We start from the raw sequence: 14,265 nt of genomic DNA, 5'->3' as shown, positions 1-14,265 counted from the left end.
TTTTTCCAACAAGGTCCGGACGGCATGCTTGCGACTTCCCCGCTGGAGCGCCGCCGATGCCGTCCCCCCGCCTGCGCCATGAGGCGATCTTCCTGCTGGTGTTCGCCCTGGATCTGGTCAACATGTTCATCGCCACGGTGGCCTATCCTGCATTGGCAGCGGAGCTGCACGCCGATATCAGCACCCTGGCCTGGGTGGGCACCGCCTACATGCTGGGCCTGAGCGTGGTGATTCCGCTGGCGCCCTGGCTGGCCGCGCGCTGTGGTGAGCGTCGCCTGCTGCTGGTGGCGTTGCTGCTGTTCGCGGTTGCCGCTGCGCTGGCCGGCGCAGCACCGGGTATCGGCTGGCTGCTGGGCTGGCGCCTGCTGCAGGGCCTGGCCGGTGGCCTGCTGATTCCGGTGGCACAGGCGGCAGCGTACCGACAGTGCACGCCCGACCAGCGTGGTGCGCTGACCCGCCGCATCCTGCTGGTGGCGCTGCTGGTACCGGCACTGGCGCCCGCGCTCGGTGGGCTGCTGGTGCAGTGGTTGTCCTGGCGCGGTGTGCTCTGGGCCAGCCTGCCGTTGGCCGTGGTGGCGATTGGACTGGTGCTGGCGTGGATGCCGGCCGATGGCGCGCGAAGTGCGCCACGCTTGCAGGCCTATGCGCTGTCCACCGCGATGCTGGCGCTGGGTGCGCTGCTGCTGGCACTGACCTGGCTGGGCGAACCCGGCCATCGGGCCGCCGGTGCCGTACTGCTGTTGATCGCATTGCTGTTGGCAGCGGCCCACCTGCGGCATGCACGGCAGCAGGCGCAGCCCCTGCTGCGCTGGTCGTTGCTGTCCCATCGGGGCCTGCGCCTGGCGATGCTGGTCTATCTGGCAGTGCCCGGTGTGTTCATCGGCAGCCAGCTGGTCAGCACGCTGCAGTTGCACCAGGCCGGTTACAGCGCGGCACGCATCGGTGGGTTGATGCTGCCGTGGGCGCTGGCCTCGGCCATTGCGATCACGGCCAGCAAGCGCCTGCTGGCCCGCTTCGGCCCGGCCACGGTACTGCGTACGGGCATGCTTCTGCAGGCCAGCGGCCTGCTGTTGATGGCGCTGCTGCCGCAGCCGGCCTTCGCGTTGGCCGCGCTGTTGTTCGCGCTGATGGGCGCCGGTGGCAGCCTGTGCAGCAGCACCGCGCAGACGCTGGCCTTCCATGGGGTCGAGGGCGAAGCATTGGGTGATGCCAGCGCACTCTGGAACCTCAACCGCCAGCTCAGCTTCTGCCTGGGCACCGCGGCCATCGCGCTGCTGTTGGCATTGGCCATGCAATGGCTGCCGGCCCATGCCACCCGCGTAGCGCTGGGGCTGGCCGCCGTACTGACCCTGCTGCCTCTGGCGCTGTTGCGCCGGCCGCAACAGCTTTCCTTTCCGCAACCCGAGAATGCCTGATGGATACCACCGCAGAACATGAAATCCACCACCTGCACGACAAACTGCAGGCCTGGTTCCGTGCCGACGTCAGCACCGACGCGCTGCAGGACCTGATGGCGCATTTCTGCGCGGACTTCAGCATGGTCGGCATCGCGGGTCGCAGGCTGGACCGGACTGCCGTGCAGGCGCTGTTCGCGGGCGGCCATGGCGCGCGTCCAGGGCTGCGGATTTCCATCGACGCCGTGCAGGCGGTGGAAGCGCCTTCACCGCTGGCGGTACTGCGCTATCGCGAAGGGCATTCGATCGATGGCGGCGCACCCGCATGGCGGGAGTCGCTGGCGGTGCTGAGGCAGGAAGAGGGTCGCTGGCGCTGGCTGGCGCTGCATGAAGTGCCGGTGGCCTGACCGGTAGTGCCGGCCGCTGGCCGGCAACCGCGTAACGCGCCCCAGGATCATGAAGTTGCCGGCCAGCGGCCGGCACTACCGGTTGCCGGCGAGCGCAGCGGCACCGGAGGCACATGTGCCATCAGTCCTGCCTGCATCCACCGCAGAATGCAAAGCCTGCACACACTTCACGGCACGGGGCAGGAGTAGGCTTGAGGCTTTCCTGCCGGGAGGGGTTGTCCATGCGTGTGCGTGCCGTTGCTGTAGCCATCGCCCTTTGCCTGTCCAGCACCGTGCTGGCTGCCGATACCCCGCCGATGACCCCGGACATCAGCGGCAAGCCCTTTGTTGCCCCCGATGTCGGCCGCGACTACGACAAGCGCGTGGTGATGGTGCCGATGCGTGATGGCACCAGGCTGTATACGGTGATCGTGGTGCCCAAGGGCGCCCACAACGCGCCGATCCTGCTGACCCGTACGCCCTACGATGCCGCTGGCCGCGCCAGCCGCAGTGATTCGCCGCGCATGCGCGACCTGCTGCCGCAGGGCGACGAGGTGTTCGTCGACGGCGGTTACATCCGTGTGTTCCAGGATATCCGTGGCAAGTACGGCTCGGAAGGCGATTACGTGATGACCCGGCCGCTGCGCGGGCCGTTGAACAACACCAAAGTCGACCATTCCACCGACGCCTGGGACACCATCGACTGGCTGGTGAAGAACGTGCCGGAGAGCAACGGCAAGGTCGGCATGCTCGGCTCATCCTACGAGGGCTTCACCGTGGTGATGGCGCTGACCGACCCGCACCCGGCGCTGAAGGTGGCTGCGCCGCAGAGCCCGATGGTCGATGGCTGGATGGGTGACGACTGGCTCAACTACGGTGCGTTCCGCCAGGTCAATTTCAACTATTTCGCGATGCAGACCGAGAAGCGCGGCAAGGGCACGCCGCTGCCCAGCCTCGGCTACGACGACTACAGCACCTTCCTGCGCATCGGTTCGGCCGGCGACTACGCGCGTTTCACCGGCGTGGACCAGCTGACCTGGTGGAAGAAGCTGGTCGAGCACCCGGCCTATGATGGCTTCTGGCAGGGCCAGGCGCTGGACGCGGTGATGGCGAAGACACCGTTGAAGGTGCCGACCATGTGGCTGCAGGGCCTGTGGGACCAGGAAGACATGTGGGGTGCCAACCACGCCTACCAGGCGATGGAAGGGCGCGACAGCGGCAACAACCGCAACTACCTGGTGATGGGCCCGTGGCGGCACAGCCAGGTGAACTACAGCGGCAGCGAGCTGGGTGCGCTGAAGTTCGATGGCGATACCGCGCTGCAGTTCCGTCGCGATGTGCTCAAGCCGTTCTTCGACCAGTACCTGGTGGACGGTGCGCCGAAGGCGGACACGCCGCCGGTGCTGATCTACAACACCGGTGAAAACCACTGGGATCGCCTCAAGGGCTGGCCGCGCAGCTGCGACAAGGGCTGTGCCGCCAGCAGCAAGCCGCTGTACCTGCGTGCCGGCGGCAAGCTGGCGTTCCAGGCGCCGGCGGCGGGCGAGGGTGACTTCGAGGAATACGTGTCCGACCCGGCCAAGCCGGTGCCGTTCGTGCCGCGCCCGGTCCGCTTCGGTGACCGCGACATGTGGACCACCTGGCTGGTCAAGGACCAGCGTTTCGTTGATGGCCGCCCGGACGTGCTGACCTTCATCACCGAACCGCTGACCGCGCCGCTGCGCATCGGCGGCGCACCGGTGGTGCATCTGCAGGCGTCGACCAGTGGCACCGACAGCGACTGGGTGGTGAAGCTGATCGACGTGTATCCGGACCAGGAAGCGTCGACGCCGGAGATGGGCGGTTACGAGCTGCCGGTGTCGCTGGCGATCTTCCGCGGCCGCTATCGCGAGAGCTTCAGCGATCCGAAGCCGCTGGCCGCCAACGAAGTGCTGCCGTACCGCTTCGACCTGCCCAATGCCAACCACACCTTCCAGAAGGGGCACCGGGTGATGGTGCAGGTGCAGTCCAGCCTGTTCCCGTTGTACGACCGCAACCCGCAGACCTACGTGCCGAACATCTACCTGGCCAAGCCGGGCGATTACCAGAAGGCCACGCAGCGGGTCTGGCACAGCGCCGCGCAGGCCAGCTACATCGATCTGCCGGTGTATTGAAGCATCGACGACTGCGGCTCGCGACAGCGCGGGCCGCAGCCGCATTGCATCGCCCCACGTCATCGCATAGCGTGCATCCCTGCTCTGGATGGTGTGCATGATGAAAAGGATGTTGCTCTGCTGTGTGATGCTGGCGACGGGGCCGGCGATGGCCGACACAGGTGCCTTCGCCGTTCGGGCTGGCGGGTTCCAGGGGGAGGCATTGGTCAGTGCCGATGGCCGCCTGCGGATAGCCCCCGATGGTGCGAGCCTCATCCCGCTGGCGCCGGGTCGCTGGTACCGCAGTGATTGGTACAGCCTGGCGGGCGATGGCCAGGTGCCGCGCGCGCAGTGGTTCGATGACCAGGGCCGCCTGCTTCATGAGTTTGCCGGCCGTATCCACTATGACGATCGCCTGCAAGGCAGTGAGATGCTCTGGCGTGTCGAGATGCGCGATGCACAGGAGCGCTACCTCGGTACCGGTGTGGCCGATGCGCAGGGCAGGGTGCACTTCGCACCGATCCTTGAGTCCGGTGAGTGGCGCCTGCTGTCTCCGGATCGGGTCGTCTGGCAGGGCCGCGATGGTGGCACTCGATTCTTCAGCCTGGACGGTCGCGAGGTACTGCGCATCGACGGGCCGGAGATCTGGGTGGGAGGGCCGTTCACCGAACGGCAGGTCTATGTGATCTGTGCCGATCATGGGACGGAACCCTGCCGCATACAGGATGAAGCGGGCAACGTATTGCTGAGCGGCGACTTCGACGAAGCGCGGCCTGCGGGCGACAATGGCTGGTGGCTGCGGCGCCTGGATACCTGGATGCGGGTTGATGCAGCGGGCGCACGCGTGGACCCGGCGTTGTATCAAGGTCCTGCACTGTGGCCTCACTATCGTCTCAGCGCACGACTCGACGATGACCGCACTGTTCCCCTGGAGGCAAGGCGATATGCCAGAGGCCTCGACAGCGATACGCCGGAACGGGGCTGGTTGCTGGAGGGTGGGCGTTTTGTCGCGCTGCCCATACGAACCAACAGTGTGATCGTGGACTACTGCCCGGGGCGCTGGCTGCTGCGCGGCGAAGACGGCGATGAGGTGATCGTGGACGCGCAGGCCCGTGTGGTCGGCAAGGCGCGGTCGTTGAGTTTCAATAGGCATCAAGCATTGCCCTGGCGACTCCGCAATGCCGATGGAGGCGCTGGCGCCGCCATTCTCGACTGCGATGGCAGGGTGCTGTTCGAACAGGCCGGTGTGACCGACTATCGTGCGGCGGCGAGCGGCGTGATGGGAACGCTGGCAGGCGAGCAGGGCCCACGGCTATGGCTGGGTGCGGACCTGAAGCCGCATCTGATGCCACAGGGGCTGCGGCTGCATGAAGACCGCATCGCGCCGCCACTGCTGGTGCTGGAGGATGCAGAAGGACACTCTCACCTCTACAACATCACGCTCGGCAAGGTGGTGGCGCCAGCGTTTGGATCGATCGAGGCGCTAGCGACCGATCACATGATCTTCCTGCGTGACGGGCGCTACGGAATGATGCTGGCCGATGGGCGCGAGGTACTGCCGCCAGACCATGCGGAGATCCTGCCGTTGTCGAACGATCGCGTCTGGACGCGGCAGTATGTCGGCCATGATGAGGCGTGGCAGACCCGGATCACGCTGTACGACGGTGACCAGAACGTGCTGGCGCAGCGTACGTCCGAGTCGGGCGGCGTAAAACCGGTCCCGGTGCAGGACGGCGGTGACCGCGTTCCAGGCATGTTCGAAGTCAGCTTCGAGTACACCGACGCCGAGCGCCATGCCTACCGACTGCGGCAGTGGCTGGATCGGGATGGCGTGGTACGGGCCAGCGCGGTGCACTGCACTCCGCAGGAAGGTGCCGCAGGCGAAGGGCAGGGCGTGCTGCTGGGGCAGGGGTGGCGCGTGGACAGTGATCCGGAACATCCCTGCCAGCTGCCTGCAGGGGTGATGCAGGCGCTGCAGGGCAGGGGCCTGCATTAGCATCCGCAGCGGCGTCGGCAGAGCGCCCGACGCTGCTGCAGGTCGTTCACCCCACCTTCGATGGGCCGGTGCGCCAGCGGCTGGGCACCAGGCCGAAGCGTTTACGGAACGCGGCGGCGAAATTGCTGGGATGGCGGTAGCCGCTGGCGGCCGCGGCCTGCTCAACCGTCCATCCGTCTTCGCGCAGGCCCTGTTCGGCGTGGCGCATGCGCTGCTCGTGCAGGTAGTCGAACACCGAGCTTCCATACTGCTGGGCAAAATGGCGGCGCAATGAGCTGGGGCTCATGCACGCCAGCCGGGCCAGCTCGACCAGACTGTGGGCATGGCTGGGGTCGTCATGCAGGTAGCTGCGCACCCGTTCCAGGCGCTCGCGCTGGCCGGCGCGCAGCGTGCGCACCGGGTCGGTCTGCAGATCCTCGGCCTGCAGGCCCAGGGCCAGCAGCTGCAGGGCCACGCCCTCGCGCCACAGGGCATCGATGCCGTCCTGCCACGGGCTGTCGAACAACTGGCCCAGCACCGGCAGCATGGCGTGGGGAATGGCCCAGTGGCGGCATTCCAGATGCGTGCCAAGCGCCTTTTCCAGCTGTGGCATCTGGAAGACATCCGCATCGATGCCACCCGGCACGATCACGCTGACCCCGCGCAGGCGCGTTTCGCCGGGGTGTGCGCCGGTCATCTCGATCTGGTCGCGATGGTGGGCGGTCATCGCGGTGCCGGCGCGCAGGGTGAAACTTCCGCGTCGCGGGATACGCACGTCGACCTGGCCCTGCAGCATCACGCGGATGGCGAGCCCGGGGCGCTGCTGCGCGGTAGCCACATAGGGAAACCGGTTATGCACGTCGGAGGCGATCAGGCTCATGCCACCGCGCATGAACTGTTCGTTGACTTCGCCGCGGCCGGCCCACTGGTCCTCGCGCAGGTGTTCGGGATCAGCGCGGTAATCGAAGCCATGGCGTTGGCCGAAGCGGCGGTAATCGGCAAAGGTGAAGTATCGGGACATCGCTCGGCACGTACAGGAGGGGGAGGCGCTGGCGGCCATGGGGCCCTGTGCTGCCGCGTAGCGGGCAGCCTGGAAGGCCAGGAGGCGCCAGGTTGGAAGGAATGTGTCGAAGAAACTGGAAACGTTTCCCATTGTCGCCGCGAATCATTCGCAGGGGATTTGAATACGGTCAAACCGATTGGTCATTACGGCCAAGTTGAAGCGGGTGTCGAACATACGCCAGCGTTTTGGCGCTATATCCGTACTTGATTCCCTACATGAACCTCGGTTGAGGTTTCATTGCTGGAACGATCAGCCGCGGACAGGCTGTTGGTCTGCTCGTCACAGCGGCCGGCGTAGCGTGATGGATTGGCGGCCGCGCGCCGCATCGATACCCCCACTGATGGAGAATGCAGATGATTGATTACCAGTTGACCGGCAAGACCGCGATTGTGACCGGCGGCGTATCGGGCATCGGCCTGGCCGTGGCGCAGACGCTGGCCGCGTCCGGCGCCCGTATTTCGGTCTGGGACCTCAAGCAGGATGCGGTGGATGCCACCGTGGCGCAGTTGCGCAGCACCGGTGCACAGGCCATTGGCATCGCGCTGGACGTTACCGACGACGCTGCGGTGGAAGCGGCGGTGCAGCGCACGATCAAGGAACTCGACGGCCTGCATGTGGCCGTCAACAACGCCGGTATCGGTGGGCCGGCCGCCAGCAGCGGCGACTATCCGATCGATGGCTGGCAGCGCGTGATCGACGTCAACCTCACCAGCGTGTTCCTGTGCCAGCGTGCGCAGATCCAGGCGATGCGCGCGGCCGGTACCGGCGGCAGCATCATCAACATGGCGTCGATCCTAGGCCAGGTGGGCTATGCCGGCTCCACCGCCTATGTCGCGGCCAAGCACGGCGTGGTGGGGCTGACCCAGACCGCAGCGTGGGAGCATGCGGGCGACGGTATCCGTGTCAATGCGGTCGGCCCGGGTTTCATCAGCACGCCGCTGCTGGAGAAAATGGACCCGAAGGTGCGTGCCACGCTGGAAGGGCGGCACGCACTGAAGCGGCTGGGTACGGCGGAGGAAGTGGCGGCATTGGTGGCCTGGCTGGCCAGTGACGATGCCTCGTTCGCGACCGGCGCGTACTACGCCATCGATGGTGGCTACCTCGCGCAGTGATGCGTTGAACGCAGGGTGCGGTGACGCCGGGCATGGCCCGGCGCTACCAGGTGAACGGACTGTGGCGTGGCCTTCACCTCTGTGCCACGGGTGCCACGCGACGCTCCGGGAAAATCCCGGAGCCTGCCCATGGAACTCACCCAGGATGTCTCGATCCTGCTGCGCGTGGCCGCAGCGATGCTGTTCGGTGGCGTGCTCGGCGTCGAGCGCGAGATGGGCAAGCACGCCGCCGGCCTGCGCACGCACATGCTGATCGCCGGGGCTGCCGCGTTGATCGTCGGCCTCGGCGACTCGGTGGCAGAGCATTTCCAGCAGGAGCGTTACCGCGACCTGCTGCAGGTCGACCCGGTACGTCTGATCGAAGCGGTGGTGGCCTGCGTCGGCTTCGTGGCCGCCGGCACCATCCTGCGCGGCTCACGCGAGGACCAGGTCAGCGGCCTGACCACGGCCAGCTCGCTGATCATGGCGGCAGCGATCGGGATCGCCGTGGGTATCGGCAAATACGTGATTGCGATCGGGGTGAGCGTGCTGTGCGTGCTGGTGCTGGCGGTGATGCGGCGGTTGGAGAAACGGATCTCGTAGGGAATCTCGAGTTGCCGGCCAGCGGCCGGCACTGCCATAGAGATCTATTTGGTCGGACCAATATGGTGCCTAGCCCTATGGTCTAATAGGCGCTTCGCCGGAGTGGCGGTTAAATCCGCTCCACGTGGTTCGATGATCCCGCTTATTGGTATGACCAATAAATATCGACCACGGCGACCCACCGCCCGCGGTGGAGCACATCCCGCCCCAGTCGAGAGCCTTCATGCAGCCCTGGCAACACCTGTACGACCCCGCCGGCAACCTGTGGTTGTCCAGCCTGATCTCGTTGCTGCCGATCGCGTTCTTCTTCGTTGCCCTCGCCGTGCTGCGCATGAAGGGCTGGCTCGCCGGCACGATCACCGTGGCCATCGCACTCGGCGTGGCCCTGCTGTTCTACCGCATGCCGTTGACCCAGGCGCTGGGCGCGGCCGGGTTCGGCTTCGTCTACGGCCTGTGGCCGATCGCCTGGATCATCATCGGCGCGGTGTTCCTCTACAAAGTCTCGGTCAAGACCGGGCAGTTCGACATCATCCGCGCCTCGATCCTGTCGGTGACCGAAGACCAGCGCCTGCAGATGCTGATGGTCGGCTTCGCCTTCGGTGCCTTCCTCGAAGGTGCGGCCGGCTTCGGCGCGCCGGTGGCGATTACCGCGGCGCTGCTGGTCGGGCTGGGCTTCAAGCCGCTGTATGCCGCCGGCCTGTGCCTGATTGTCAACACGGCCCCAGTAGCGTTCGGGGCGATGGGCATTCCGATCATCGTGGCCGGGCAGGTCACCGGCCTGGACGCGTTCGAGATCGGCCAGATGGCCGGCCGCCAGCTGCCGTTCCTGACCCTCATCGTGCTGTTCTGGATCATGGCGATCATGGATGGCTGGCGAGGCATCAAGGAAACCTGGCCGGCGGTGCTGGTGGCCGGTGGTTCGTTCGCCATCGCCCAGTACCTGACCTCCAATTTCATCGGCCCGGAACTGCCGGACATCACCGCGTCGCTGGCATCGCTGGTCTGCCTGACTTTGTTCCTGCGCCGCTGGAAGCCGGTACGGATCTTCCGCTTCGACACCGAAACCAGCGCCGAGGCGGCCGCGCAGGCACTGGAGGCTCCGCGCTACAGCGTCGGCCAGATCGCCAAGGCGTGGTCGCCGTTCCTGATCCTCACCGCGATGGTCACGCTGTGGAGCATCAAGCCGTTCAAGTCGCTGTTCGCGGCGGGTGGCCCGCTGGAAAGTTGGGTATTGAAGCTCCCGGTGCCGGGCCTGGACCAGAGGGTGCAGAAGATGCCACCGATCGTGGACGCGCCGCTCAGCTATGAGGCGATCTACAAGTTCGACTGGTTCTCGGCCACCGGTACTTCGATCATCCTCGCCGCAGTGATCGCCATCATCGCACTGCGCATGCCGGCCCGGTCGGCGCTGCAGACCTTCGGTGAGACGGTGCGTGAGCTGCGCATGCCGATCTATTCGATCGGCATGGTGCTGGCCTTCGCCTTCATCGCCAACTACTCGGGCCTGTCGGCGACGCTGGCACTGGCACTGGCGCACACCGGTGATGCGTTCCCGTTCTTCTCGCCGTTCCTGGGCTGGCTGGGCGTGTTCCTGACCGGCTCGGACACCTCGTCCAACGCGCTGTTCTCGGCGCTGCAGGCCACCACCGCGGAGCAGATCGGCGTGTCCGACGTGCTGCTGGTGGCGGCCAACACCACCGGTGGCGTTACCGGCAAGATGATCTCGCCGCAGTCGATCGCCATTGCCTGCGCCGCGGTCGGCCTGGCCGGCAAGGAATCGGACCTGTTCCGTTTCACGGTCAAGCACAGCCTGATCTTCACCACGATGGTCGGCCTGATCACCCTGGCGCAGGCCTACTGGCTGACCTGGATGATTCCCTGAGCCATGCACGGTCAGCCGACCAACCGCTGCGCGCTTCGGGCCACAATGGCACCATGAGCACGCAACGTATTTCGGACAAGGTGGCCGCGCAGCTGCGCGGCCTGGTGCAGGAACAGCGGCTGCAGCCAGGTGACCGGTTGCCGGCCGAGCGCACCCTGGCGGTGCAGCTGGGGGTCTCGCGCACCGCGCTGCGCGAGGCCATCGCGCAGCTGGCCAGCCAGGGCCTGCTGACCGCACGGGTGGGTGGCGGCACCTACGTGGCCGAACCCGCGGCGCGCGCGCGGCAGGCGCTGGATGAACCGCTGGCGCCGTACCTGCCGCTGTTCCAGGGCGACCCGGAGTACCGCTTCGACGTGCTGGAGATCCGCCACGCGCTGGAAGGTGCCACCGCCTGGCATGCGGCGCTGCGTGCCACCGACGAGGACCGCACGCGCATCGCCCAGGCCTTCCAGACCATGATGGACGCGCACGGCAAGGACGACCCCACCGGCGAAGCCGAGGCCGATGCGGCCTTCCACCTGTCCATCGCCGAGGCTTCGCACAACCTGGTGCTGCTGCAGGTGATGCGCGGCCTGTTCGAACTGCTGCAGACCAACATCTCGCAGAGCCGCGAGAAGCTCTATACCTCGGCGAGGACCTTCTCGCCGCTGTCCGACCAGCACCGCGAGATGATGGACGCGGTGCTGGCCGGCGACCCCGAACGCGCGCGCGCCGCCGCGCATGCCCACCTCGAGTTCGTGCACACCACGCTGCGCACCCTCGATGACAACGAAGCCCGGCGTGCGCGGGCCTCGCGTCTACCTTCCCCACACGGTTGACCCCATGATCATCTCCGCCTCCACCGATTACCGTGCCGCAGCGCAACGCCGGCTGCCGCCGTTCCTGTTCCACTACATCGATGGCGGCGCGTATGCCGAGCACACGCTGAAGCGCAACGTTTCCGACCTGTCCGACATCGCGCTGCGCCAGCGCATCCTGCGCAACATGTCCGACCTGAGCCTGGAAACCGAACTGTTCGGCGAAACGCTGGCGATGCCGGTGGCGCTGGCGCCGGTCGGACTGACCGGCATGTATGCCCGACGCGGTGAAGTACAGGCGGCGCGCGCGGCCGACAGCCGTGGCATCCCGTTCACCCTGTCCACCGTATCGGTGTGCCCGATCGAGGAAGTGGCCCCGGCGATCCAGCGGCCGATGTGGTTCCAGCTGTACGTGCTGCGCGACCGTGGCTTCATGCGCAATGCATTGGAGCGCGCACAGGCTGCGGGCGTGACCACGCTGGTGTTCACCGTGGACATGCCGGTGCCGGGCGCGCGCTACCGTGACGCGCACTCGGGCATGAGCGGTCCGAACGCCTCGCTGCGCCGCATCGGCCAGGCCATCACCCATCCGCACTGGGCGTGGGACGTGGGCCTGTTCGGCCGCCCGCATGACCTCGGCAACATCTCCACCTATCGTGGCAACCCGACCGGGCTGGAGGATTACATCGGTTGGTTGGGCAGCAACTTCGATCCGTCCATTTCGTGGAAGGACCTGGAATGGATCCGCGAGTTCTGGAAGGGCCCGATGGTGATCAAGGGCATCCTCGACCCGGATGACGCGCGCGATGCGGTCAAGTTCGGCGCCGATGGCATCGTGGTCTCCAACCACGGTGGCCGCCAGCTGGATGGCGTGCTGTCCACCGCGCGTGCATTGCCGGCGATTGCCGATGCGGTGCAGGGCGACCTGAAGATCCTCGCCGATTCCGGCATCCGCACCGGCCTGGACGTGGTGCGCATGCTGGCGCTGGGGGCCGATACCGTGCTGCTGGGCCGTGCCTTCGTCTATGCGCTGGCCGCACAGGGCGAGGCCGGCGTGGCCAACCTGCTGGACCTGATCGCCAAGGAGATGCGCGTGGCGATGACACTGACCGGCGCGCGCCGCATCGCCGACATCGGTCGCGATTCGCTGGTCAGCCTGCCATGAGTGGCCACGATGCCGTGCTGGCGCAGTTGCGCGACGCAGTCGGCAGTCGCCACGTACTGACCGGCGACAAGGCCACCCGCCGTTTCCGCCGTGGCTACCGCTTCGGTGAGGGCCCGGTGCTGGCGGTGGTGCGCCCGGGCACGCTGCTGGAGCTGTGGCGTGTGCTGCAGGCGGCGGTGCAGGGCGGCGCGGCTATCATCCTGCAGGCAGCCAACACCGGCCTGACCGGTGGCTCGACCCCGGATGGGAACGACTATGGGCGTCCGATCGTGCTGGTCAGCACGCTGCGCCTGACCGGCATCCAGCTGTTGAACGAAGGTCGGCAGGTGCTGTGCCTGCCCGGCGCGACACTGGACCGGCTGGAACAGACGCTGGCGCCACTGGGCCGCGAACCGCATTCGGTGATCGGCTCGTCCTGCATCGGCGCCTCGGTGCTGGGCGGCATCTGCAACAACTCCGGCGGCGCGCTGGTGCGTCGCGGCCCGGCCTACACCGAGCTGGCACTGTATGCACAGGTCGATGCGCAGGGCCAGCTGCAGCTGGTCAACCATCTGGGCATCGCGCTGGGCGATACGCCCGAGCAGATCCTGCAGCGCCTGCAGGCGGGTGACTACCGTGCTGCCGACGTGGGTGACGGTGACGGCCGCGCCGCCTCCGATCCGCGCTATGCCGAGGAAGTGCGCCGGGTCGATGCCGATACGCCGGCGCGCTTCAATGCCGACCCCAGCCGCCACTTCGAGGCAGCGGGATCTGCCGGCAAGCTGGCAGTGTTCGCGGTGCGCCTGGACACCTTCGAGAAGGAGGCGGCAGAGGTCTTCTATATCGGCAGCAACCGCACCGACAGCCTCACCGCGATCCGGCGCCAGCTGCTGACCGGCTTCGAACGCCTACCGATTGCCGGCGAATACATCCACCGCGATGCCTATGACATCGGTGAGCGCTACGGCAAGGACAGTTTCCTGCTGATCGATCGCCTCGGCACCGCGCGTGTGCCGGCCGCGTTCGCATTGAAGAGCCGGGTTGACGGCTGGTTCGAGCGGCTGGGCCTGCGCGGGGTGACCGACCGGGTGATGCAGGTGCTGACCGGCCTGCTGCCCTCGCACCTGCCCAAGCGCATGGGCCAGTTCCGCCAGCGCTACGAGCATCATCTGCTGCTGAAGGTCTCCGCGCAGGACGCAGCGGAAACCGAGGCCTGGCTGCGCGGCTTCTTCGCCGACCACGAGGGCGGTTACTTCCACTGCACGGCCGATGAGGGGCGCAAGGCCTTCCTGCATCGCTTCGCCGTGGCCGGTGCGGCGGTGCGCTACCGCGAGGTGCATCGCGACCAGGTGCAGGACATCGTGGCGTTGGACATCGCCCTGCGCCGTGATGACGCCGACTGGTTCGAGCAGTTGCCGGCCGATATCGACGGCCGCCTGCTGCACAAGCTGTACTACGGCCACTTCCTGTGCCACGTGTTCCACCAAGACTACATCGCGCGCAAGGGCGAAGACCCGATGGCGATCGAGCATGCGATGTGGGCGCTGCTGGACCAGCGTGGCGCCGAGTATCCGGCCGAGCACAACGTCGGCCACCTGTACCCGGCCAAGCCTGCATTGGCCGGGTTCTACAAGCAGCTGGACCCGAGCAATACCTTCAACCCGGGTATTGGCCAGACGTCGAAGGCAAAGGGGTGGGGCAGCTGCGATTGCAGTGGGCATTGACGGATACAACGCGGCTTTACTGTAGAGCTGAGCCTATGCTCGGCTGCTCTTCCCGACAGACAGCAGTCGAGCAT

The 14,265-nt window shown here is 66.8% G+C and carries 11 protein-coding genes; 10 read left to right on the top strand and 1 reads right to left on the bottom strand.

The features are described 5' to 3' along the window. The first annotated feature begins 56 nt into the window (after nucleotides 1-56). From AB1281_RS11025 to AB1281_RS11010, 4 genes are all read left to right on the top strand, one after another. Nucleotides 57-1,415, top strand: coding sequence for an MFS transporter (locus AB1281_RS11025; protein WP_430345916.1), 1,359 nt, complete (start codon nucleotides 57-59; stop codon nucleotides 1,413-1,415). Further along, nucleotides 1,415-1,801: a DUF4440 domain-containing protein gene (locus AB1281_RS11020; RefSeq protein ID WP_430345915.1), complete on the top strand. Its 387-nt coding sequence runs from the start codon at nucleotides 1,415-1,417 to the stop codon at nucleotides 1,799-1,801. The genes AB1281_RS11025 and AB1281_RS11020 overlap by 1 nt, the downstream gene beginning before the upstream one ends. A 221-nt stretch (nucleotides 1,802-2,022) precedes the next feature. Further along, complete coding sequence (locus AB1281_RS11015) at nucleotides 2,023-3,933, top strand: CocE/NonD family hydrolase (protein WP_430345914.1); 1,911 nt, start codon at nucleotides 2,023-2,025, stop codon at nucleotides 3,931-3,933. Between the two features lie 109 nt (nucleotides 3,934-4,042). Then, complete coding sequence (locus AB1281_RS11010) at nucleotides 4,043-5,908, top strand: hypothetical protein (RefSeq protein WP_430345913.1); 1,866 nt, start codon at nucleotides 4,043-4,045, stop codon at nucleotides 5,906-5,908. A gap of 46 nt (nucleotides 5,909-5,954) precedes the next feature. Here AB1281_RS11010 and AB1281_RS11005 read toward each other — a convergent pair whose 3' ends face one another. Continuing rightward, entirely contained in the window at nucleotides 5,955-6,908 is a 954-nt protein-coding gene (locus tag AB1281_RS11005; protein WP_430345912.1) for a helix-turn-helix transcriptional regulator, read from the bottom strand. Between the two features lie 395 nt (nucleotides 6,909-7,303). Between AB1281_RS11005 and AB1281_RS11000 the strand changes: the two genes are divergently transcribed. The 6 genes from AB1281_RS11000 to dld all read left to right on the top strand — a co-directional run bounded on the left by AB1281_RS11000 (nucleotide 7,304) and on the right by dld (nucleotide 14,191). Next, nucleotides 7,304-8,062, top strand: coding sequence for an SDR family NAD(P)-dependent oxidoreductase (locus tag AB1281_RS11000; RefSeq protein ID WP_014037560.1), 759 nt, complete (start codon nucleotides 7,304-7,306; stop codon nucleotides 8,060-8,062). A 129-nt stretch (nucleotides 8,063-8,191) separates the two neighbouring features. Continuing rightward, nucleotides 8,192-8,644 (top strand): MgtC/SapB family protein, encoded by a 453-nt coding sequence (locus tag AB1281_RS10995; protein ID WP_005410036.1) that lies wholly within the window; start codon nucleotides 8,192-8,194, stop codon nucleotides 8,642-8,644. 223 nt (nucleotides 8,645-8,867) lie between these two features. Beyond that, complete coding sequence (lldP, locus tag AB1281_RS10990) at nucleotides 8,868-10,526, top strand: L-lactate permease (protein ID WP_430345911.1); 1,659 nt, start codon at nucleotides 8,868-8,870, stop codon at nucleotides 10,524-10,526. A gap of 53 nt (nucleotides 10,527-10,579) precedes the next feature. Further along, nucleotides 10,580-11,344 (top strand): transcriptional regulator LldR, encoded by a 765-nt coding sequence (gene lldR / locus AB1281_RS10985; RefSeq protein WP_012480578.1) that lies wholly within the window; start codon nucleotides 10,580-10,582, stop codon nucleotides 11,342-11,344. Between the two features lie 4 nt (nucleotides 11,345-11,348). Continuing rightward, nucleotides 11,349-12,488 carry an FMN-dependent L-lactate dehydrogenase LldD gene (lldD, locus tag AB1281_RS10980; RefSeq protein ID WP_014037557.1) on the top strand — a complete coding sequence of 380 codons (1,140 nt, stop codon included), beginning with the start codon at nucleotides 11,349-11,351 and terminating at the stop codon, nucleotides 12,486-12,488. Beyond that, nucleotides 12,485-14,191: a D-lactate dehydrogenase gene (gene dld, locus AB1281_RS10975; RefSeq protein WP_430345910.1), complete on the top strand. Its 1,707-nt coding sequence runs from the start codon at nucleotides 12,485-12,487 to the stop codon at nucleotides 14,189-14,191. Before lldD ends, dld begins: the two co-directional genes overlap by 4 nt. Nucleotides 14,192-14,265: the final 74 nt, after the last annotated feature.

Source organism: Stenotrophomonas sp. NRRL B-14846 (assembly GCF_050473585.1).
Taxonomy (GTDB): domain Bacteria; phylum Pseudomonadota; class Gammaproteobacteria; order Xanthomonadales; family Xanthomonadaceae; genus Stenotrophomonas.
Note: the sequence above shows the minus strand (reverse complement) of the source record. Positions and strands in the feature narration are given on the sequence as shown.